The 20,728-nt window shown below is 64.4% G+C and carries 19 protein-coding genes; 6 read left to right on the top strand and 13 right to left on the bottom strand.

The window, feature by feature from the left end; all coding sequences use genetic code 11:
• Positions 1-259: 259 nt before the first annotated feature.
• Together ACIQUF_RS22250 and ACIQUF_RS22255 are read right to left on the bottom strand one after the other, a co-directional pair.
• Positions 260-1,603: an MFS transporter gene (locus ACIQUF_RS22250; RefSeq protein WP_403135497.1), complete on the bottom strand. Its 1,344-nt coding sequence runs from the start codon at positions 1,601-1,603 to the stop codon at positions 260-262.
• Between the two features lie 125 nt (positions 1,604-1,728).
• A complete protein-coding gene (locus tag ACIQUF_RS22255) occupies positions 1,729-2,679 on the bottom strand; it encodes a 2-hydroxyacid dehydrogenase (RefSeq protein ID WP_403135499.1) in 951 nt (316 codons plus the stop codon).
• A 100-nt stretch (positions 2,680-2,779) separates the two neighbouring features.
• On the opposite strand from ACIQUF_RS22255, the gene ACIQUF_RS22260 reads away from it, so the two are divergent.
• Complete coding sequence (locus tag ACIQUF_RS22260) at positions 2,780-3,667, top strand: LysR substrate-binding domain-containing protein (protein WP_403135502.1); 888 nt, start codon at positions 2,780-2,782, stop codon at positions 3,665-3,667.
• A gap of 77 nt (positions 3,668-3,744) precedes the next feature.
• On the opposite strand, the gene gudD is transcribed toward ACIQUF_RS22260, so the two are convergent.
• Both gudD and ACIQUF_RS22270 read right to left on the bottom strand, forming a co-directional pair.
• Positions 3,745-5,100 (bottom strand): glucarate dehydratase, encoded by a 1,356-nt coding sequence (gene gudD, locus ACIQUF_RS22265; RefSeq protein WP_403135505.1) that lies wholly within the window; start codon positions 5,098-5,100, stop codon positions 3,745-3,747.
• 19 nt (positions 5,101-5,119) lie between these two features.
• Positions 5,120-6,472 (bottom strand): MFS transporter, encoded by a 1,353-nt coding sequence (locus tag ACIQUF_RS22270; RefSeq protein WP_403135508.1) that lies wholly within the window; start codon positions 6,470-6,472, stop codon positions 5,120-5,122.
• A 253-nt stretch (positions 6,473-6,725) separates the two neighbouring features.
• On the opposite strand from ACIQUF_RS22270, the gene ACIQUF_RS22275 reads away from it, so the two are divergent.
• Positions 6,726-7,424 (top strand): FadR/GntR family transcriptional regulator, encoded by a 699-nt coding sequence (locus tag ACIQUF_RS22275; protein WP_403135511.1) that lies wholly within the window; start codon positions 6,726-6,728, stop codon positions 7,422-7,424.
• Positions 7,425-7,440: 16 nt separating this feature from the next.
• Here the strand turns inward: ACIQUF_RS22275 and ACIQUF_RS22280 are convergent, their stop codons facing one another.
• From ACIQUF_RS22280 to ACIQUF_RS22295, 4 genes are all read right to left on the bottom strand, one after another.
• Positions 7,441-8,451 (bottom strand): NAD(P)-dependent alcohol dehydrogenase, encoded by a 1,011-nt coding sequence (locus ACIQUF_RS22280; RefSeq protein ID WP_403135513.1) that lies wholly within the window; start codon positions 8,449-8,451, stop codon positions 7,441-7,443.
• Between the two features lie 69 nt (positions 8,452-8,520).
• Positions 8,521-9,111: an HAD family hydrolase gene (locus ACIQUF_RS22285; protein ID WP_403135516.1), complete on the bottom strand. Its 591-nt coding sequence runs from the start codon at positions 9,109-9,111 to the stop codon at positions 8,521-8,523.
• The gene (gene tesB / locus ACIQUF_RS22290) at positions 9,108-9,977 is read right to left on the bottom strand and encodes an acyl-CoA thioesterase II (protein WP_403135518.1); all 870 of its coding nucleotides are present in this window, start codon (positions 9,975-9,977) and stop codon (positions 9,108-9,110) included. Before tesB ends, ACIQUF_RS22285 begins: the two co-directional genes overlap by 4 nt.
• 91 nt (positions 9,978-10,068) lie before the next feature.
• Positions 10,069-10,641 (bottom strand): GNAT family N-acetyltransferase, encoded by a 573-nt coding sequence (locus ACIQUF_RS22295; protein WP_403135521.1) that lies wholly within the window; start codon positions 10,639-10,641, stop codon positions 10,069-10,071.
• 113 nt (positions 10,642-10,754) lie between these two features.
• Here ACIQUF_RS22295 and ACIQUF_RS22300 point away from each other — a divergent pair, with 113 nt between their 5' ends.
• Both ACIQUF_RS22300 and ACIQUF_RS22305 read left to right on the top strand, forming a co-directional pair.
• A complete protein-coding gene (locus ACIQUF_RS22300; RefSeq protein WP_403135524.1) occupies positions 10,755-11,669 on the top strand; it encodes a histone deacetylase in 915 nt (304 codons plus the stop codon).
• Between the two features lie 148 nt (positions 11,670-11,817).
• The gene (locus ACIQUF_RS22305; protein ID WP_403135525.1) at positions 11,818-13,059 is read left to right on the top strand and encodes a TIGR03862 family flavoprotein; all 1,242 of its coding nucleotides are present in this window, start codon (positions 11,818-11,820) and stop codon (positions 13,057-13,059) included.
• Between the two features lie 35 nt (positions 13,060-13,094).
• On the opposite strand, the gene ACIQUF_RS22310 is transcribed toward ACIQUF_RS22305, so the two are convergent.
• The 4 genes from ACIQUF_RS22310 to ACIQUF_RS22325 form a co-directional block, all read right to left on the bottom strand.
• The gene (locus ACIQUF_RS22310) at positions 13,095-14,414 is read right to left on the bottom strand and encodes a DEAD/DEAH box helicase (RefSeq protein WP_400798598.1); all 1,320 of its coding nucleotides are present in this window, start codon (positions 14,412-14,414) and stop codon (positions 13,095-13,097) included.
• A gap of 55 nt (positions 14,415-14,469) precedes the next feature.
• On the bottom strand, positions 14,470-15,390 hold the full coding sequence (gene yedA / locus ACIQUF_RS22315) for a drug/metabolite exporter YedA (RefSeq protein WP_403135528.1): 921 nt from the start codon (positions 15,388-15,390) through the stop codon (positions 14,470-14,472).
• 118 nt (positions 15,391-15,508) lie between these two features.
• Positions 15,509-15,988, bottom strand: coding sequence for an NYN domain-containing protein (locus ACIQUF_RS22320; protein WP_403135531.1), 480 nt, complete (start codon positions 15,986-15,988; stop codon positions 15,509-15,511).
• Between the two features lie 66 nt (positions 15,989-16,054).
• Positions 16,055-16,807, bottom strand: coding sequence for a DUF2076 domain-containing protein (locus ACIQUF_RS22325; protein ID WP_403135533.1), 753 nt, complete (start codon positions 16,805-16,807; stop codon positions 16,055-16,057).
• A gap of 155 nt (positions 16,808-16,962) precedes the next feature.
• On the opposite strand from ACIQUF_RS22325, the gene ACIQUF_RS22330 reads away from it, so the two are divergent.
• Positions 16,963-17,634: a YciC family protein gene (locus ACIQUF_RS22330; RefSeq protein WP_403135535.1), complete on the top strand. Its 672-nt coding sequence runs from the start codon at positions 16,963-16,965 to the stop codon at positions 17,632-17,634.
• Positions 17,635-17,638: 4 nt separating this feature from the next.
• Here the strand turns inward: ACIQUF_RS22330 and hrpB are convergent, their stop codons facing one another.
• Positions 17,639-20,167 carry an ATP-dependent helicase HrpB gene (gene hrpB, locus ACIQUF_RS22335; protein WP_403135537.1) on the bottom strand — a complete coding sequence of 843 codons (2,529 nt, stop codon included), beginning with the start codon at positions 20,165-20,167 and terminating at the stop codon, positions 17,639-17,641.
• Positions 20,168-20,284: 117 nt separating this feature from the next.
• Here hrpB and ACIQUF_RS22340 point away from each other — a divergent pair, with 117 nt between their 5' ends.
• The gene (locus ACIQUF_RS22340; RefSeq protein WP_403135540.1) at positions 20,285-20,704 is read left to right on the top strand and encodes a polyribonucleotide nucleotidyltransferase; all 420 of its coding nucleotides are present in this window, start codon (positions 20,285-20,287) and stop codon (positions 20,702-20,704) included.
• The last annotated feature ends 24 nt before the right edge of the window (positions 20,705-20,728 follow it).

Consider the following 20,728-nt stretch of genomic DNA (forward strand, 5'->3'; position numbering starts at 1 on the left):
TTTGGCACGCGTCACAGCGCAAGGCGCCAATGCGGTTCGGGGTTCATTTAAGCCTCGTGAGGCTGTGGGAAATTACACGAGAACGCCTCGGAACTGTTCGATCACGACAGCGCTTTTCCAGAAACGCCAGATGTCGTGAATGGCATATCCAAACGCGCCTGCTGGCCGTTTGGAGGTTTCGTTTTTCATTTGGATATGCATTTCAGGCGCACACAAAAAAGCCCCGGTCTCCCGGGGCCTCTGTTGCCAAGGCGTCTGCCTACGCCTGCCCGGTACGCTCGAAGCGTCGGGCCAGCAACAGGTAAGCGATGATTCCCAGCACGCCATGGGCGGCCACGAACCAGAGTGCGTTGTGGAACGAGCCGGTGCTGGCTACCACGTAGCCGATCACCAGCGGGGTGACGATGCCGGCGACGTTGCCGATGCCGTTGAACACGCCACCGCACAGGCCGACCATTTTCTTCGGCGCCACATCCGACAGCACCGCCCAGCCCACCGCAGCCAGGCCCTTGCCGAAGAAGGCCAGGGTCATCATGGCGATCACGGCCGCGTTGCTGTCGACGTAGTTGGCCAGCACCAGGCTGGTGGACAACGCCATGCCGATCACGAAGGGGGTCTTGCGCGCTTTGGACGGGTGCACGCCACGGCGGATCAGCCAGTCGGACACGAAGCCACCGAGGATGCCGCCGGTGAAGCCGCAGATGGCCGGCAGCGCGGCAACCCAGCCGGCTTCCATGATGGTCATGCCACGGCCCTTGATCAGGTAGATCGGGAACCAGGTGATGAAGAAGTAAGTGAGCGCGGTGATGCAGTATTGGCCCAGGTACACCGCCCACAGGTTGCGGCTGGTGAACAGCTGCGCGATCTCGGCGCGGGTCGGCTTGCTCTTGGCTGTCTTGCGTTCCTGCTCCAGGTCGACCAGGGCGCCGCCTTCGCGCATGTAGTCGAGCTCTTCGCGGCTCAGCCCCGGTGCGCTGTGCGGCTCGTGGTAAAGGCGGAACCACACCACGCTGAGCAGCAGGCCGAGCACGCCCATCCAGATGAACACTTGCTCCCAGCTCAGGGTGTGGGTCATCCACGCCATCAGCGGCGCGAACACCACCACCGCCATGTACTGCGCCGAGTTGAACAGCGCCGAAGCGGTGCCGCGTTCGCGGGTGGGGAACCAGCAACTGACGATGCGCGAGTTGGCCGGAAACGCCGGGGCTTCAACGAGGCCGAGCATGAAGCGCATGGAGAACAGCGCCACGGCGGCCGACACGCCGGCCAGGCCCATCCACCCCACCGTGCCCTGCAGCAGGGTGAACAGCGACCAGAGGATCAGGCTGATGCCATACACCCGGCGCGCACCGAAGCGGTCCAGCAGCCAGCCGCCGGGTACCTGACCGAGGGCGTAGGCCCAGGCGAACGCGGAGAAGATCATGCCGAGCATGACCGGGTCGAGGCCGAGGTCGGCGAGCACCTGGGTGCCGGTGATCGACAGGGTGGCGCGGTCGGCGTAGTTGATCACGGTGATGACGAAGATCAGCGCCAGGATCATGAAACGATGGCGGCCGATCCCGGCCACGGCCTGCGGAGCGGCGACGGCGGATTTGCTGTTCATGTGGACCCTCTTTGCTCCTCATGGGGAGCGATTGTTTTTGTGCAGAGAAGGTGTGGCCTTGGGGCCTTGTGCTGCTTTTGGCGGCCTCATCGCGGCTAAAGCCGCTCCTACATTCGCGAATGGCCCTACAGGTCGATCACCCGATTCGGCGGCACCTCGCCACGGAAGCAGGCCGCGAGGTTGTCCACCACCATCTGCCCCATCTCCAGCCGGGTCTGCAGGGTGGCGCTGCCACGGTGCGGCTGCAGGCTGACCTGGTTGAGGTCAAGCAACGCGGGCGGCACATGGGGTTCATCGACGAATACATCCAGGCCGGCGCCAGCAATGCGCTGCTCGCGCAACGCCTCGACCAGCGCCTGCTCATCTACCAACTTGCCGCGCGCCACGTTGATCAGGTAACCCTGCGGCCCCAGCGCATCGAGCACTTCGGCGGTCACCAGCGCCTGGCCGCCATCGGCTGAGGCAGCCACTACCAGCACGTCCACCGAACGCGCGAGTTCCACCAGGTCAGCCTCGAAGCGGTAGCCACAATCGGGCTGTTCGCGCCGGCCGTTGTAGGCGATGCGCATATCGAAGGCGGCAGCGCGGCGGGCAATCGCTTTGCCGACTTGCCCAAGGCCCACGATACCCAGCGCGATGCCGCTGACCTTGCGCGCCAGTGGCAGGTTGACCGTGCCCCACAAGCCATCGCGCACCAGCCGCTCGCCCTCGCCCAGGCGGCGGAGGGTATTGAGGATCAAGCCCATGGCCATATCCGCCACATCAGCCGTGAGCACACCCGGGGTGGTGGTCACATGAATGTCACGGCTGGCCGCGTGACGCAGGTCGACGGCATCGGTGCCGATGCCACTGATGGCGATGATCTTCAGCGCAGGCAGCTGATCCATCAGAGCGTTGCTCAGGCCCTTGGCACCACCGGTGACCACGCCGCGAATGCGCGGGCCAACTTCATCGAGCAGCTGTTGCGGGTTGTCATGCTGGTACAGGCGGTGCACCCGATAGGCATTGACCAACTGCGCATCGATGGCCTCCGGGACGGGTTGAGTCAGCAACAGTTCGACGGTGTCGTGGTTCATCGTTGGCATCCGGCAGTTCCTAAGTCGTCACTCGATGCTAGGCCGGCATTTGATACAGGTCTAATATAGATACTGGATCGAATAATTCAGGAATTGAATCATGGAGCTGCACCAGTTGCGCTGCTTCGTGGCCGTCGCCGAAGAGCTGCATTTCGGCCGCGCCGCCACCCGCCTGCACATGACCCAGCCGCCGCTGAGTCGGCAAATCCAGATGCTGGAACATTCGCTCGGGGTACTGCTGCTCGAACGCAACAATCGTCAGGCGCGGCTCACCCTGGCCGGTCAGAGTTTTCTGGAGGATGCGCGGCGGGTGCTGCAGATCGCCGAGTCGGCCAGCCAATCGGCGCGGCGCATCGCCCACGGCGAGGCTGGGCGGTTGACGCTGGGCTTCACTGCTGTGGGCGCCTACAGCATGATCCCGCGCCTGCTGGTGCATGCAGGGCAGACCGTGCCCGACATCGAGCTGGTGCTCAGCGAGCGCATCTCTTCCACTCAGGTGCATGACCTGGAAGCCGGCCTGATCGATGTCGGCCTGGTGCGACAGGTGCTGCCCAGCGCATGTGTGGAATACCTGCCGATCCACCGCGAGCCCTTCGTCGCCGCCCTCCCCGCCGGGCATGCGCTGACGGCGCGCGAGCGGCTCAGGCCGAGCGATTTCGACGACCAGCCATTCGTGATGTACAGCGCCAGCGAAGGGCGTTACTTCCACGACCGCATCGCCAACCTGTTTGCCCGGCACGAGGTGCAGCCGCGGTATCTGCATCAACTGGGGCAGACGCATTCGATTTTGGGTTTGGTGAATGTCGGGTTGGGCTGTGCGGTGGTGCCGGCTTCGGCGCAGGCGTTGCGGCTGGAACAGGTAGAATTCAGGCCGCTGGTGGGGACGGATCAGCAGGCGGAGATCTTTTTGGCGTATTGCCGGGATAATCCCAATCCGGTGTTGGGGGCTTTTGTGGCGATGGCGCGGGCTTTTTTTGAAGCGGGGTGAATCTGTGCAGGCCTCTTCGCGGCTGAAGCCGCTCCCACAGTGTGGGAGCGGCTTTAGCCGCGAAGAGGCCCTAAGACTCAGCGCACCAGGCAAGGCCGTTTGTTATCGAACGTCCAACCCGGAATCAAAAACTGCATCGCCACGCCATCATCCCGCGCCCCCAGCCCCATGTTGCGGTAGCACTCATGGGCCTTGGCCAACTGATCTTCATCCAGCTCCACGCCCAGCCCAGGCCGCTCTGGCACGCGCACATGCCCGTCGACGATGCGCAGCGGCTCGCGGGTCAGGCGCTGGCCGTCCTGCCAGATCCAGTGGGTGTCGATGGCGGTGATCTCGCCCGGCGCCGCTGCCGCCACCTGGGTGAACATCGCCAGCGAGATATCGAAGTGGTTGTTCGAATGCGAGCCCCAGGTCAGGCCCCAGTCGTTGCACATCTGCGCCACCCGCACCGAACCCTGCATGGTCCAAAAATGCGGGTCGGCCAGGGGGATGTCGACCGACTGCAGCTGGATCGCATGGCCCATCTGCCGCCAGTCGGTGGCGATCATGTTGGTGGCGGTCGGCAGCCCGGTGGCACGGCGGAATTCGGCCATCACTTCACGGCCCGAATAGCCGTTCTCGGCGCCGCACGGGTCCTCGGCGTAAGCCAGCACATCGTGCTTGTCGCGGCACAGGGCGATGGCTTCCTTCAGTGACCAGGCGCCGTTGGGGTCGAGGGTGATGCGCGCTTCGGGGAAGCGTTCGGCCAGGGCCGTGACCGCTTCCATTTCCTCTTCACCGCGCAGCACGCCGCCCTTGAGCTTGAAGTCGCTGAAGCCATAGCGCTGCTTCGCCGCTTCGGCCAGACGTACCACGGCTTCGGGCGTCAGGGCCTTTTCGTGGCGCACACGGAACCAGTCGTCATCGGCATCGGCTTCGTTGCGGTAGGCCAGGTCGGTCTGCTGGCGGTCGCCGATGTAGAACAGGTAGCCGAGCATCTTCACCGCGTCGCGCTGCTGGCCTTCGCCGAGCAGCGCTGCGACCGGCACATTGAGGTGCTGGCCGAGCAGGTCGAGCAGTGCCGATTCGATGGCCGTTACCGCGTGCACGGTGATGCGCAGGTCGAAGGTCTGCAGGCCACGGCCCGCGACATCGCGGTTGGCGAAGGTCTGGCGCATGGCATTGAGTACGCGCTGGTAATGGCCGATCGGCTGGCCGACCACCAGGCTGCGGGCGTCTTCCAGGGTCTGGCGGATCTTCTCGCCACCGGGCACTTCGCCAAGGCCGGTGTTGCCGGCGCTGTCACGCAGCACCACGACGTTGCGGGTGAAGAACGGGCCGTGAGCGCCACTGAGGTTGAGCAGCATGCTGTCATGGCCGGCCACCGGGATCACGCGCAGGTCGGTGACTACGGGCGTGCTGGTGTGGAGTGCGGGAGTCGTCTGCATATTCATGGTTGTTATCTCGCAGTCATCAGTGGTTCTGGCTCAGCGCCGAGGGCGCCTTGAGCTCATTGGAAGGGGCGCCCTTGGGGCGCAGGCGGACGAAGAACACGGCGATGGCGGCCAGCACCGAAGTCACGGCCAGGCCGTACAGCCCGCCCTGGATCGACCCGGTCTGCTGCTCCAGCAGGCCGAAGGTGGTAGGTGCGACGAAGCCGCCAAGGTTGCCGACCGAGTTGATCAGGGCGATCACCGCCGCAGCGATGCGTGCATCCAGATAGCCCTGGGGGATCGGCCAGAACAGCGACGAAGCCGACTTGAAACCGATGGCGGCAAAGCACACCGCGACGAAGGCGAACACCGGGCCGCCGGTGGTCGACATGAACATGCCGATCGCTGCGGTCACCAACGCGCCGGCCACCCAGGCCTGCTGGAATTTCCAGCGCACGGAGCCTGCGGCGAAGGCATACATGGCCAGGATCGAGATCAACCACGGGATCGAGTTGAAGAAGCCGACCTGCAGGTCGCTGAGGTCGCCCATGCGCTTGATGATGCTCGGCAGCCAGAAGGTCGCGGCATAGATGGTCAGCTGAATGCAGAAGTAGATCAGGCAGAACAGCACGATCTGGCGGTCCTTGAGCAGGCTCCAGGACGACGGTTTGACCGTGCCGATGGCCTCGCGCTCACGCTGCTCGCGGTCGATGGTTTCGACCAGCGCGTCTTGTTCGGCTTTGCTCAACCACTTGGCATCATGCGGTTTGGAGTCGAGCCAGAAGAACACGAAGAAGCACAGGATGACCGAAGCCATGCCTTCGATGAACAGCATCCACTGCCAGCCGTGCATGCCCAGGCCCTGGATCTGCATCAGCGCCCCGGCCAGCGGGCCGGATATCAGCGAAGCGAGCGCCGAACCACTGAGGAAGATGGCAATCGCCTTGCCGCGCTCGGCGGCTGGCAGCCAGCGGGTGAAGTAGTAGATCACCCCAGGGAAGAAGCCGGCTTCGGCAACGCCGAGCAGAAAGCGCAGCACGTAGAACTGGGTTTCGGTCTGGACGAAGGCCATGGCCGTGGCCACCAGCCCCCAGGTGAACATGATGCGGGTCAGCCACAAACGGGCACCGACACGTTGCAGCAGCATGTTGGAGGGCACTTCGAACAGCGCATAGCCGATGAAGAACAGCCCGGCGCCGAAGCCATAGGCAGCGGCGCTGATGCCCAGGTCGCTTTCCAGGTGCGGGCGGACGAAGCCGATGTTGACGCGATCGAGGTAGTTGACGATGAACATGATGACGAACAGCGGCAGGACGTGGCGTTTGACCTTGGCCACGGCACTGGCCAGCACGTCGCCTTCATTCCGGGCAGACGGAGCGAGGGTGTCGTTCACTGGTGGATCTCCCACTAATTGTTTTTGTGCGGGTCGTTGTCTGACATGACAGTGGGGTGGAGCATATGCGCGACGGAGTTGTACGACAAGACGCCGAATGTCGCCTAACTAACAAAATACAAGCTGATAAATAGCGACATTGACGTGATAAAGCAGATAACGTGTTAGACAGATCAACAGCAGGCAGGAAAAAACAAGGCAAAAAATATTTTTATCGATTAACTTGTCGTACAAGCACTCACGTAGCAGGCCTATGACTCAACCAACCACAAAACGCAGCCACAGCCGCGCGCATGACCTGGTGTCGAGCCTGACCCAGCAGATCCTGCTGGGCACCTTCAAACCGGGGGACAAGCTGCCGTCGGAAAACACCCTGGTGCGTGAGCATGGCGTCAGCCGCACCGTGGTGCGTGAGGCACTGTCGAAATTGCAGGCCTCGGGCCTGGTCGAACCACGCCACGGCATTGGCACCTTCGTGATCGAGCGCCAGGGCCAGGCGCGCTTGCGGGTGGGGGCGGAAAATGCCGCGAGCGTGCGCGATCTGCTGGAATTGCGCATCGGCCTGGAAGGCCAGGCCGCCGCGCTGGCCGCCGTGCGCCGCAGCGACCAGCAGCTGGCGCGCATGCGCCAGGCGCTGGACGATTACCAGGACCTGGCCGCCGCCGGTGACAGTTGCATCGAAGCCGACCGGCGTTTTCACCTGCTGATCGCCGAGGCCACCGGCAACCTGTATTTCAGCGAGATGATGGCGCAGCTGGGCAATGGCCTGATCCCGCGCAACCGCATGGCCATCGCCGAACGCGCGGGGTCCAACCTGGCCCGGCATGCGTACCTGGCCAATCTGGAGCACGAGGCGATTCTCAATGCCATCCGCCGGCAAGACCCGGATGCGGCGCGCGCGGCGATCTGCATTCACCTCTCCAATAGCCGCGACCGGTTGTTGCCTGACTAGGCACAAGGCCCCTTGATTACCAGGTCAGGCAGATCTTGCCGAAATGCCGGTTGCTCTCCTGGTAGCGGAACGCTTCGACGATCTGCTCCAGCTCGAAATGTTTGTCCACCACCGGCCGCAGACCGTTGGCGTCAATCGCCCGCACCATTGCCTGTTGCTGCGCGCGGCTGCCCACCAGCACGCCTTGCAGGCGGATTTGCCGTACCAGCGCCTGAACCAGCGGCAGTTGCCCTGCAACACCGGTGAGGATGCCGATCAGCGATACATGCCCACCTATCCTGGCGGCGATCATCGACTGCTCCAGGGTCGCCGGGCCGCCCACTTCGATCACATGATCGACACCACGGTTGCCAGTAAGCTCACGCACCTTCTCACCCCAGGCGGGGGTGCGCTTGTAGTTGATCAGGTGGTCGGCGCCCAGGGCTTTGAGGCGTTCCAGCTTGGCATCGCTGGATGAGGTGGCGATCACGGTGGCGCCTGCCAGCTTGGCGAACTGCAGGGCGAAGATCGACACGCCACCGGTGCCTTGCACCAGCACGGTATCGCCGGGTTTGAGGTGGTCGTCGCTCATCAGCGCGCGCCAGGCGGTAAGGCCAGCGGTGGTCAGGGTTGCGGCTTCGGCATGGCTGTAGCCTTTGGGCGCCAGGGTGAAGGCGGTGGCGCGGGCAGTTACCTGTTCGCGGGCATAGCCGTCGATGCCGTCGCCGGGCACGCTGGCGAAGCCTTCGACCAGCGCCTGACCGTCGAGCCAGCTTGGGAAGAAGGTGCTGACGACGTGATCGCCGACCTTGAATTCACTGACGCCCGCGCCGATCGCAACCACTTCGCCGGCGCCATCGGCCATGGGTATACGCCGCTCACTCGGCCCCCACATGCCGCTGACCACGGCAAAGTCGTGGTAGTTGAGGGAGCTGGCGTGCAGGCGCACGGTGATCTCGCCGGCCTGGGGTGGTGCGGCCTCGCAGGTGCCGACTTCGACCTTGTCGTAGCCGCCACCGGGCTGCACATAGATGGCTTTGCTGGTCATGGCTGATGCTCCATTCGGGAGAAAGATTGGGGTTCAGCATAGACAGTTGCTGCCCTCACAACAGAACAATCAACCCAGCAACACCCGCAATGCCCGGCAATCCGCCGCATGCCAGTCCACCAATTCCGGCCACGGATTATCCGGCAAATTCACCAGCACTGTCCGCGCCCCCGCCGCTCGCCCGCAATCGAGATCGAACCGGTAGTCACCGACCATCACCAACTCACTCGGCGCCACACCCCAGGCGCTGGCGATCTTCAACAGGCCATCGGGGCTGGGCTTGGGCTCCGCCTCGTCACGCCCGAGGATATGCTCGACGGCAAAGCAGTCCGCCAGGCCTATCGCCTCCAGGGTGACATGCGCCAACTCCCGCGCATTGCGGGTCAGGATGCCCAGCCGGCAACCGCGCTCGGCCAGCTCGCGCACCAGCTCAACCGCACCGGTGGCTGCGGTCGAGGCCACTGCCAAATCGCGCTCGTGCTCCAGCAGCCAGGCATGCTTGGCGGCCGCCTGCGCCGCCGGCAGCGCTGCCAAGTGCGTGAGGATGTCGTGTTCCGGCGGAATCTCCAGCGCTTCGCGGATGGCGGCGAAATCATGCACCGCCACGGTCAGGGTGCCGTCCATGTCGAACACCCAGTTGCGAATATCGGCCAGGCTCATGCCCAGTCCTTGCGGTGGCGGATCAAACCTTCCTGAGTGGAGGACGCCACCAGCTGGCCAGCGCGGTTGTAGATGCTGCCGCGGCAGAAGCCACGGGCATTGCCGGCCCAGGGGCTGTCGGTGGCGTACAGCAGCCAGTCGTCGGCGCGCAGGTTGCCGTGGAACCATAGCGAATGGTCGAGGCTGGCAATCTGCATGTCGCGCTGCCACACCGACTTGCCATGGGGCTGCAGCGAAGTGGTCAGCAGGCCGAAGTCGGAGGCGTACGCCAGCAGGTATTTGTGCAGGGCCGGGATATCCGGCAGGTTGCCGTCGGCGCGGAACCAGGCGTACTTCACCGGGTCGCCGGGCTTGGGGTTGAACGGGTCGCGCTCGGTCACCGGGCGGATCTCGATCGGCTTGGCGCACAGCACCTTGTCACGGATACGCTCGGGCAACTGGTCGGCCATGGCGCGAGCCAGCTCGACCTCGGTGGGCAGGTTTTCCGGGCCGACCACGTCAGGCATCTGCGCCTGGTGCTCGAAACCTTCCTCGTCGTACTGGAACGACGCGCTGCAGGTGAAGATGGGCTGGCCCTTCTGGATGGCCGTCACGCGCCGGGTGCTGAAACTGCCGCCATCGCGCACCCGGTCGACGGAGTAGACCACCGGCAGGCTGGCATCGCCCGGGCGCAGGAAGTAGCCGTGCAGCGAATGCACATGCCGCGCGTCTTCGACCGTCTGGCTGGCGGCCGACAACGACTGGCCCAGCACCTGGCCACCGTACAGCTGGCGGAAGCCCAGGTCCTGGCTGCGCCCACGGAACAGGTTCTCCTCGATCGACTCGAGGCTCAACAGGTCGACCAGGTCGTCCAACACATGACTCATCGGGGGTTCTCCTAGCAAGGCATCACAGCTCTACGGCGCTTTCATGAAGGCGAATGATACAGGGTTTGTCATTGGCGCCGCGCATGGCCGCTCATTCAGCGCGCAAGGTCTGCTCCCAGTGGGCGCGGTCGATGCGGTACAGCACGTGGGGGCGCAGCGGGTGGCCGGGGGGTAGGCGCGGGTGTTCGAAGCTGCCTTGCAGGTCCTGGACCATGCCGATGGCCTGCATGACTTTCTGCGACGGCAGGTTACTTTCGCTAGTGAACGACACCACCTCTTCCAGGCGCAATTGGGCGAAAGCACAACGCAGGCAGGTCCACGCCGCCTCGCTGGCAAATCCCAGCCCCCAGTGGCGCCGGGCCAGGCGCCAGCCGATTTCCACGGCAGGGGCGAACGGCGCGTCGAAGTTGACGTTTAGCAGGCCGGTCATGCCGATGAAGGCACCGCTGTCCTTGCGCTCCAGGGCCCATAGGCCATAGCCGTATTCGTTGAAATGCCCGCGGACCCTGCCGATCAGCGCGGCCGCCTCCACGCGCGTCATCGGTGCCGGAAAGTAGCGCATGACATGCGGGTCAGCACACATGGCGGCGAATTCGCGCAAGTCGTCGTCGTGCCATTGGCGCAGCACCAGGCGGGCGCTTTCCAGTTCGCGGATAGGTGTCATGAGGTGTGCTCCGGTTTTACTGTGCTGCAGTTTTAAGCGTAGGCGCGGCGCAAACTTTTACCCACACGCCAACTGCTGGCAAGATCAGCGCTGGCCTTGAATGCGAACTCACCATGCCGTTGCCGCTGATCTACCACGATGACTACAGCCCGGATTTCCCACCCGAGCATCGCTTCCCGATGGACAAGTTCCGCCTGCTGCGCGACCACCTGATCGACATCGGGCTGACCACCGACCAGGCCCTGTTGCGGCCGGACATCTGCCCCAACGACATCCTCGCCCTCGCCCATGACCGGAGCTACATCGAGCGCTACATGAACGGCGACCTGTCACGCGAGGACCAGCGCCGCCTGGGCCTGCCGTGGAGCGAGGCACTGGCCCGGCGCACCGTGCGCGCGGTGGGCGGTTCGTTGCTGACCGCCGAAATGGCCCTGCAGCATGGCCTGGCCTGCCACTTGGCCGGCGGCACCCACCACGCCCACTACGACCACCCGGCCGGCTTCTGCATCTTCAACGATCTGGCAGTGATCAGCCGCTACCTGCTGGAAGCCGGCCGCGTGCACCGGGTGCTGATCTTCGACTGCGACGTGCACCAGGGCGACGGCACTGCGCGCATCCTGCAGGACACCCCGGACGCCATTACCGTGTCGTTGCACTGCGAGCAGAACTTCCCGGCCCGCAAGGCCCACAGTGACTGGGACATTCCCCTGCCGCGCGGCATGGGCGACGCGGCCTACCTGAAGGTGGTGGACGATGCGCTCAATTACCTGCTGCCGCTGTACCAGCCCGATCTCGTGCTGTACGACGCCGGTGTCGATGTGCACAAGGACGATGCCCTGGGCTACTTGCAACTGACCGATGCCGGCCTGGCTGCGCGCGACGAACTTGTCATGCGCCATTGCCTGGGCCGGGATATTCCGGTGGTCGGCGTGATCGGTGGCGGCTATAGCAAGGACCGCGAAGCCCTGGCCCGGCGCCACGGCATCCTCCACCACAGCGCGGCGAAGGTCATCAGTTGTTCACAATGACTGTGGAACCGCTTGTGGATAACCTGAGTGAAAGCTTCTGTAGCCCACAGCATTCGTGGCCTACAGAGTACTGATCATTTTTTGTTCAGTGCTTCAAGAGGCCGGGCTGCGCTAGAATGCGTAACTTTTCCACAGCCTGTCGCCCGCCATGTCCGATCTGCACCCCGCATGCCCTCCCCTCGCCGTCGTCATTGGCGGCGGCCCCGCTGGTTTGATGGCGGCCGAAGCACTGGCCCAGCGAGGCTTGGCCGTTCAAGTGTTCGACGCCATGCCTTCGGTGGGCCGCAAGTTCCTGCTGGCGGGTGTTGGCGGCATGAACATCACCCATTCGGAAGCTTATCCACAGTTCGTTGGACGCTATGCCGAGCGCCAAGGCGAAATCGACGAATTGCTGCGCGACTTCGACGCCGACGCCCTGCGCCAATGGATCCACGGCCTGGGTATCGAAACCTTCATAGGCACCTCAGGCCGTGTATTTCCAACCGACATGAAAGCCGCGCCCTTGCTGCGCGCCTGGCTCAAGCGCCTGCGCGACAACGGCGTAGTTATCCACACCCGGTACCGCTGGCTGGGATGGAATGCCGATAACACCTTGCGGATCGCTTATCCACAGGGTGAGATGCAAGTGAAGGCTGACGTTATCGTGCTTGCCCTGGGCGGTGGAAGCTGGGCAAGGCTCGGCTCCGACGGCGCCTGGCAGCCGCTGCTGGCCGAGCGGGCTGTGGATATCTCACCGCTGCAAGCGAGCAACTGTGGGTTTGAAGTGGCGGGCTGGAGTGCGCTGCTCAAGGACAAGTTCGCCGGTGCACCGCTGAAAAACATTGCCCTGAGCATGCCCGGCAAGGCGCCGCGTAAAGGTGAATTCATTCTCACCGCCCAGGGTGTCGAAGGCAGCCTGGTGTATGCCTGGTCGGCGCAGTTGCGCGAAGCGATAAACCGCGATGGCCAGGCCACGCTGTTGCTCGACCTGTTGCCGGACAAGCCTGTGGACAAGATTGCCCAGGCGCTGGCCAAACCGCGCGGTTCACGGTCGATGGCCAAGCATCTGCACAGCCAATTGGGTATCGATGGGGTGAAGGCGGCGTTGTTGCGTGAGCTGACGGATCAGGCGACCTTTGCCGACGTTGAATCACTGGCGAGGGCTATCAAGGCGTTGCCAATCACGCTGGTGCGCACCCGGCCGCTGGATGAGGCGATCAGCAGTGCGGGGGGCGTGCGATTCGAAGGGCTGGATGAGGGGTTGATGATCAAGGGCATGCCGGGGGTGTTCTGTGCCGGCGAGATGCTGGATTGGGAGGCGCCGACCGGCGGGTATCTGCTGACGGCGTGCTTTGCCAGCGGGCTTCGCGCTGGGCGGGCGGCGGCGGATTGGCTGGCGCGGTCTGCGTGACGGAACGCTGGGGCTGCTTCGCAGCCCCAACAATCTTACGGCTTACGCTTTTTCGGCCCAGTATTGAAACTCGGCACTTTGCGCACCGCCTTGACCGGCGCTTCGTCGCCACTGTCCATCCAGCGCCCCAGCCCTCGCTTGGCGCTGTTCTCTTTCGGCTTCTTGGGCTTTTTCGGCTTCTTGATCACCTGGCCACTGGCATCGGTCATCGGCACCCGGTGATCGGGAATGAAGTCCGGCTCTTCATGGCGCGGCAAGGTCTGGCGGATCAGCGTTTCGATTGCCGAAAGCATCTGCACCTCATCCGCACACACCAGCGAGATCGCCTCACCTTTGTTGCCGGCACGGCCGGTGCGACCGATACGGTGCACATAATCCTCGGCAACGATCGGCAGGTCGAGGTTGACCACCAACGGCAAGTCGTCGATATCCAGGCCGCGAGCGGCTACATCGGTGGCCACCAGCACCTGAATCTCACGGGCCTTGAAGCTGTCCAGCGCCCGCTGGCGCGTGGCCTGCGGACGATCGCCGTGAATGCCATCAGCGTTCACGCCCTCGCCCAGCAGCCGCTCCACCAACTGGTCGACGCCGTTGCGGGTCTTGGCGAACACCAGCACCTGCGACCAGCGTTGTTTGCGCAGCAGGTGGCAGAACAGGTCGGCCTTGCGCTTCTTGTCCACCGGCACCAGCCACTGCTTGACCGTGGTGGCGGCGGCATTGCGCGGGCTGACTTCGATGCTCAGCGGGTCGTTCAGCGCCAGCCCGGCGAGCATGCGGATCTGCTCGGAGAAGGTGGCCGAGAACAGCAGCGTCTGGCGTTTGCGCGGCAGCGCCGCGTACACCGATTGCAGCTCTTCGGCAAAGCCCAGGTCGAGCATGCGGTCGGCTTCGTCGAGCACCAGCGTTTGTACCTGGTTGAACTTCACCGCGTTCTGGCGGAACAGGTCGAGCAGGCGGCCCGGGGTGGCCACCAGCAGGTCGACACCCCGGCGCAGGCGCATCATCTGCGGGTTGATGCTGACGCCGCCGTACACCGCGTAAGTGCTCAGCGGCAAATTCTCAGCGTACTCGCGTACGTTGTTGTGCACCTGCTCGGCCAGTTCGCGGGTAGGCACCAGCACCAGCGCGCGGATCGAGTTGCTGGCCACCTTCTCCCCCTCCAGCGCCAGGCGCTGCAGCACCGGCAGGGCGAAGCCGGCGGTCTTGCCGGTGCCGGTCTGGGCGGCGGCCATCAGGTCGCGGCCGGCGAGCACCGCGGGAATGGCCTGGGCCTGGACCGGAGTCGGGGTGGTGTAATCCAGCTGCTGCAAGGTGCGCAGCAAGGGTTCGATCAGGCCGAGTTTGGCGAAATTCATGGCAATACCGTCAGGGGGTTCAGCGAAGGCGGCAAGTTTACCGCAACACCCCAGCCTACTTGCAGATTTCGCCCTCGAGCGGTTGCGCGGGCGCTGCCGGCCTGCGCCACTGCGGCAGGCCGATCAGCACCACGGCACCGATGATCACCGCCATCGCCAGGCATTCCTCCGCTCCGATCTGCTCACCGGCAAAGACGATGCCCAATAGAACCGCAACAGCCGGGTTGACGTAGGCATAGCTGGTAGCTGCGGCCGGGCGCACATTTTTCAACAGGTACATGTAGGCACTGAAGGCCAGGATCGAGCCGAACAACACCAGATAAGCCAGCGCGCCCCAGCCTGCGGCAGTCGGCATCTGCGTCATGCGCTCGCCCGACAGCGCGCTGCCCAGCAACAATACCGCACCGCCCACCAGCATTTCGGCGGCACTGGCCATGGGGCCTTGCGGTAATGGCAGGCTCTTGCTCCAGACCGAGCCAAAGGCCCAGGACGCAGCCGCAAACAAGATCAGCGCGGCGCCGATTGGGCTGGCTTGCAGGTTCGAGCCGAGGTTGAGCAGGCCGATGCCGACCAGGCCAAGCAGGATGCCCGCCCACTCCAGACGCGAATTGCGATGGCCGAACAACAAGCCAAAGACCAGGGTGAACAGCGGCACCGTGGCCACTGCCAACGCCGCCACCCCGGAGGCCACACCAGCATGCTCGGCCACTGTCACGCCGCCATTGCCGCAGCTGAGCAGCAGAAAGCCGATCGCCCCCGCCGCACGCCATTGCGGCCAGGTCGGCGCTGGCACGCCACGCCAGCGCAGGAATCCGTAGAGCAGCCCGCCGGCAATGACGAAGCGCACCCCGGCCATCAGCATGGGCGGCCAGGATTCGACGCCGATGCGAATGAACAGGTAGGTGGAACCCCAGACCAGGTACAGGGCCAGGAAGGCGCCAATCAGCAACAACGGGAAGCGACGGGGGGCAGGCATGGCAGAACACTCGACATCCATTTACGGTCAACGGATTTTAGAGAGGACGCCATGAAAACATCAGTTACAAAACAGGATTAATTGAGTGGCACAATTTCGGTGCGTCCCGTGCACGAGGTCAGTGCTTGAGCAACAACCGCCCCTCGATCGGCACATACCGGCTCGCCGCGCGGATCAGCGACATCGCCGTCAACCCAGGCACGCCATACACCACCGCCTCGGCGCCATGGCGCTGGATCACCCGCTCCAGCAACAGGTCGAAATCACCATCCCCGGAAGCCAGCACCACCTGGTCGACGCGGCTGGCCGCATCGATCACATCGAGCGTGATACCCACGTCCCAATCACCTTTGGCCGAACCATCGCTGCGCTGGATGAACGGCTTGAGACGCACCTCGAAACCCAGGTTTCGCAAGATCTGCTGAAACTGTTGCTGCTTGCTGTCACCACGGTCGATGGCATAGGCCACCGCCTCGACGATCTCGCCTTCGCGGCTGACCTCGTTCCACAGCGCGGTGTAGTTGAAGTGGCAGCCGTGGGCCTGGCGCACGGTGTAGTAGAGGTTCTGCACATCGGCGAACAGTGCGATTTTCTTCACCACATACCCTCGGCTGAAAAGGGGCGCATGGGCGCCCCTGTAAATGCCAGCAGTATGCCAGAGCGATCAGACGAAGGTGTCGTCGTCGGAGAAGAACCCGCCATCATCGTTGCCATAGTCAGTGTCGGCGAAACCGCCCTGGTTATCGCTCCAGCCACCGTTGTCAGCCACGTGCTCCTGCCCGCCCTGGTCGTTCCAGCCACCCGTATCGCTGGCCGGTGCCGGCTCTTCCTTGGCTACCTCGGCCACCTCTTCTGGCTGCGAATCATGGTTGAACAGGCTACTGATGCCTTGCGCCAGCAACACACCGCCGGCCACACCGGCAGCAGTCTGCATCGCGCCACCGAGGAAGCTGCTGGCGCCGCCACGGGCCGGCGCGGCGCCGAAACCAGGCTGTTGCTGCTGCATCTGCGGACGGGAGAAGCCCGGAGCGCTCGGTTCACGCCAGCCACCGGCAGAGGCCACCGGCGCGTTCGAGCGCTGCGGTTGCGCAGCCGGTTCCGGGTTGCGTGCACTCCCGCCAAAGATGCTCGACAAGAAGCCACCCCCACTGTTGCCACTGCTGGCCGGGGTCGCTTGCGCCTGGGCGCGGGCCTGCTTGAGTTCGGCTTCGAGCTGTTTGTTTTGCTCGTCCAATTGTTTGATCGCGGCTTCCTGCACCAGAATGGCCTGGGCCATGTAGTAAGGCGCGGCCGGCTGCTGGCGCAAATGTTCCTCGATGCGAGCCTGCGCCTGCGCATCGCGCGGCTGGCTTGGGTCTTCAGCTTGCTTGATGCGGCCGAACAGGCCATCGATCAAGGTTTGTTCATCGGTGTTCATTGGGCTACCTCATGGGCTAGCGGGACATCGGACGTGCCAAAGATGGGGCGCGCGGGCGGCAGATTCAATCACCGCCGTGGTGAAACTTTTTTCAGCAAGTTACCGCTCTGGGCTAAAGTTAGGCCCCTGCTTTTACTGCCATGCGATGTTGACTGATGAATCCGCTGAGCGTTCTGCGCGACTCCCTGTACTTCTTCCGCCGCCACCTGGCGAGCATCATCCCGCTGTGCCTGCCGTTGGTAGTGCTCGAAGCCTTGCTGACGCAACTGCTGTATCGGCAGATGGGCGAGCAGGCATCACCTGCCTACGGCATGCTGGTGAGCCTGCTGTTCTACCCGCTGTACAGCGCGGCACTGATTCTCTACCTCGATACCCGCAGCAAGGGCCAGGACATCCCCAGGCGCGACCTGTTCGCCCGCGCCCTGCAACTTTGGCCGCAGCTGGCCCTGCTGATTCTGATCAGCTCGTTGCTGATCATGTTCGGCCTGGCGCTGTTCGTGTTCCCCGGCGTGTGGATCATGATCAACCTGGTGTTCGCCGAGTATCTGCTGGTGCTGCGCGGCTTGCCGGTGGTGCAGTCGATGCGTGAAAGCGCGCGCATGACTACCGGGCATTTCATGCGCATCATGCTCTGCGTGCTCGCGGTGCTGGCCCCCCTCTGGCTGATCGACGGTTTGCTGCTGATGGCCTTCCCCGAGCCCGCGCCCGCCGTGGAGCTGGCCATGGACAGCCTGAGCGGGTTCCTGCAGCTATTCAGCACGGTGGTGCTGTATCGCCTGTTCATGCTGCTGGAAGGCGAAGCTGGCAACGCCACGCAGGCTGATTGAAATTTCAGGTGCCGCGCGGCTTGGCCCGTGCGGTAGCTTCGGCGACGAGCGGGTCTTCTGGCCAGTAGTGTTTCGGATAGCGCCCCTTCAAGTCTTTCTTCACTTCGGCATAGGTCGTGCGCCAGAAGTTGGCCAGGTCCTGGGTCACTTGCACCGGCCGGCGCGCCGGTGACAACAGGTGCAACTTGACCTGCTGACGGCCCTGGGCGATACGCGGCGTGTCGGCCAGGCCGAACAGTTCCTGCAAACGCACGGCAAGAATCGGCGGTGTTTCGCTGTAGTCCAGGCGGATATTCGAGCCGGACGGTACGGCCAGGTGCGCAGGCGCCCATTCGTCCAGGCGCTGGGGCAGCGGCCAGGGCAGCAGGTTGCGCAGGATCGAGGACAGGTCCAGGGCGGCGAAATGGCTCAGGCGCGAGACCTTGCCAAGGTACGGTTGCAACCAGTCTTCGAGGCTGGCCAACAGGGCCTCGTCCCCCAGATCAGGCCATTCGCTCTGGCCATCTTTAACCAGATCCAAGTGACGCAACAGCGCCACCCTCGCCTGCCATTGCCGCAGTTCCGGCGTCCAGGTCAGCAGGTTCAGGCCTTTGCGCCGCACCAGGCCGATCAGCGCCTTGGCGCGAGCCTCATCATCCAGGCCCGGCAGCGGTTCGCGGCTGAGCACCAGTTCGCCGACCTTGATCTGCCGCTCGGCCCGCAACACCTGCTCACGCTCGTCCCAATCGAGAATGTCGACCCGCTCGACTTGCTCGGCCAGTACATCGTCTAGCAACGCTGGATCAAACTCGGCCGCCAGGTAGATACGCTCTTCGCGCTGGCCCTGGCGGCTGCCCAGGTCGGCGATGACCAACCATGGGCATTTCATCAGCGCATCGACCTCGGCGAACAAGGCGGCGCGCCCATTGGCCAGGCGGTACTCGGCGCCGCCCTCGCGACGCTGCTGGGCAACCCGGTCGGGGTAGGCCAGCGCCAGCAATGCACCGAGCCAGCGCGGGTGATCGGGGTCGGCCACCGCTGCCTTCGCCTTACCACGCAACAGGCCACGGTATTGGCGGGCCAATTGCCGGGCGCGCTGCACACCGCCCTGTCCGCCACGGCTGGCTTTGCTCTCGCCACTGAGCAACGCCAGCCGGCTGTGCAGGTCGGCGCCGCCACCGCGCTGAATATCACGCTCGCCGAGCAAGGCGGCGAGATCACAGGCCATCGCGGCCAGGCCCAGGTCCTGGCCGCGCAGCAGCAGATGGGCGATGCGAGGATGTGCGGGCAGCTCTGCCATCGCGTGGCCGTGCTCGCTGAGGTTGTCGCGGCTGGCCGGTTTGAAGGCACCGAGCCGCGCCAGCAGGTCCTGGGCCTGGGAAAACGCGGCGGCGGGCGGCTGGTCCAGCCAGCGCAGCTGATCCGGCGTCACGCCCCAACGGCCCAGCTGCAGGGCCAGGCCGGCCAGGTCGGCTTGAAGGATTTCGGCGCTGCCATGTGCGGCCAGCTGGTCGTGCTGGGCCTCGGACCATAGGCGGTAGCACACGCCAGGTTCCAGGCGGCCGGCACGGCCTGCACGCTGGGTGGCGCTGGCGCGGGAGATACGCTGGGTGTCCAGGCGCGTCATGCCACTGCCGGGGTCGAAGCGCGGCACCCGGGCAAGGCCGGCATCGATCACCACGCGCACGCCGTCGATGGTCAGGCTGGTTTCGGCGATGTTGGTGGCCAGCACCACTTTGCGCAGGCCCTTGGGCGCCGGGTCGATGGCGGCGCGCTGGGCATTCAGGTCGAGTTCGCCATGCAGTGGGCACAGCAGGATGTCGGGGCGGTCACCCAGCGCCTCTTGCAAGCTCTGGTTGACCCTGCGGATCTCGGCCTGGCCTGGCAGAAACACCAATACGCTGCCGGGCTGATCGGCCAAGGCCTGGAGTACGCTGTCCACGACCCGCGGCTCGATGAACTCGCCGGGCTGGAATGGCCGGCCCCACTGGATATCCACCGGATGCATGCGGCCTTCACTGCTGACCACCGGGGCGTCGTCGAGCAGGCGTGACAGACGCTCGCCTTCAAGGGTGGCGGACATCAACAGAATCTTCAGAGGCGGGTCGTCGCGCAGCAGTTCACGGCCATTCAGGCTCAGCGCCAGGGCCAGGTCGGCGTCGAGGCTGCGCTCGTGATACTCATCGAAGATCAGCAAGCCCACGCCTTCGAGCGCGGGGTCAGCTTGCAGGCGGCGAGTGAGAATGCCTTCGGTGACCACCTCAATGCGGGTCTTGGGCCCCACCTTGCTTTCCAGGCGAATGCGATAGCCCACCGTTTCGCCGACCTTTTCACCCAGTTCGCTGGCCAACCGTTCAGCTGCCGCCCGCGCCGCCAGCCGGCGCGGTTCGAGCATCAGGATGGTCTGCCCGGCGAGCCACGGTTCATTCAGCAGCGCCAGCGGCACGCGGGTGGTCTTGCCGGCGCCGGGCGGTGCTTCGAGCACGGCCTCGTCACGGTTTTCCAGGGCCTGGCGCAAGGCCGGCAAAACGGCATCGATTGGTAAAGAAATCATGGTGGTCCTCGAACAGTGAGGCGAGTATAACGGCGAACCCAGCCTGCTCTATCATGGTCTTAGCATCAGGTGCTGGCGTTTCGCCCACCCTGCGGTACACCTTTTTCGGAGATTCACATGCGCATCCCCTCCCGCGTCATTGGTGGCGCCCTCATCGCTACCCTGCTGACCCAGCTGACGGCCTGTGGCACGCTGTTCTACCCTGACCGCCGTGGGCAGATCGAAGGCAAGGTCGACCCGGTCATCGTCGCCCTGGATGCCATCGGTATTCTGTTCTACGTGATCCCCGGCCTGATCGCCTTTGGCGTCGACTTTGCCACCGGTGCCATCTACTACCCAGGCGGCACCACCGCGCAGGTAGCGCCGGAAAAACTGCGCGAAGCCGTCACGCCCGATGGCAAGGTCGACAACCTCAAGCTGCAGGCTATCCTCGAAAGCGAACTGGGCCAACGCCTGCCGCTGGACGATCCGCGCCTGATTCAGCATCGCGGCAGCGTCGAGCAGTTGGCTTCGTTCGGTAGGGTGCCGGCGGCCTGATCGTCTTAAGGAAGCCTGTACAGG

The organism is Pseudomonas sp. NPDC090233 (assembly GCF_044772285.1).
GTDB lineage: Bacteria > Pseudomonadota > Gammaproteobacteria > Pseudomonadales > Pseudomonadaceae > Aquipseudomonas.